Origin of the sequence: Erysipelatoclostridium sp. An15, from assembly GCF_002160675.1 — a bacterium.
GTDB lineage: Bacteria > Bacillota_I > Bacilli_A > Erysipelotrichales > Coprobacillaceae > Thomasclavelia > Thomasclavelia merdavium.
Genome location: NZ_NFLA01000118.1, coordinates 1 through 670, shown reverse-complemented (window position 1 = coordinate 670; position 670 = coordinate 1). Strand labels below are relative to the sequence as shown.

Annotated in this window: 2 pseudogenes; both read left to right on the top strand. The window is 36.7% G+C overall.

The annotated features are described in order from the left end of the window. A pseudogene (locus B5E92_RS15285) lies at positions 1-237 on the top strand (YtxH domain-containing protein); the annotation flags it as partial. 111 nt (positions 238-348) lie between these two features. Beyond that, a pseudogene (locus tag B5E92_RS15280) lies at positions 349-670 on the top strand (hypothetical protein); the annotation flags it as partial.

Below are 670 nucleotides of genomic sequence, written 5' to 3'. Positions count from 1 at the left end.
AACTACCAGCTTGACTTCTATGTGGACAATAGCTGGGGCTGGCTTCCGTGGAACTGGCTGGACGGTATCGGGAAGTCCGTACAATACGGGCTTTACTGTATCACCAACTTTATCTGGACGATAAGCCTGTATCTAAGTAACGCCACAGGGTACGTCGTCCAGCAGGCGTATAAGCTGGACTTTATCAATGACATGGCAGACAGTATCGGCAAGAGCATACAGACCCTAGCGGGCGTTATAAAAGTTAAAATAAGATTACCCAAATTGTTGCAGATAAGTGGTTACACTTTGCATTAATCAGGGTAATCTTTTTTGATATAATTCTTTCCTGTAAAGGAGTGAATTATATTGAATACAGCAGTCATTAAAATAAATAATTTGGATCAGGCTCTAATGTTAAGCAGAGCCTATAAGGAAGGAGAAATTAAATTGAATGTTTCTAAACTTGCAAGAGAATTAAACTGTAGCCGAAAAACACTAAGCAGAAGGCTAAACGGTATCGCACCTAAAAAAACAAGAAACAGAAAAAGATATTTAGATGATTATAAAGATCTTATATACAAATATTTGTGTGATGAACAGAGAAATTTTGATTATATCGATCATATTTATTATTTTATGAAACGTGAACATGGTATCACCTGTACACGTTCGACATTTTTCAGATACA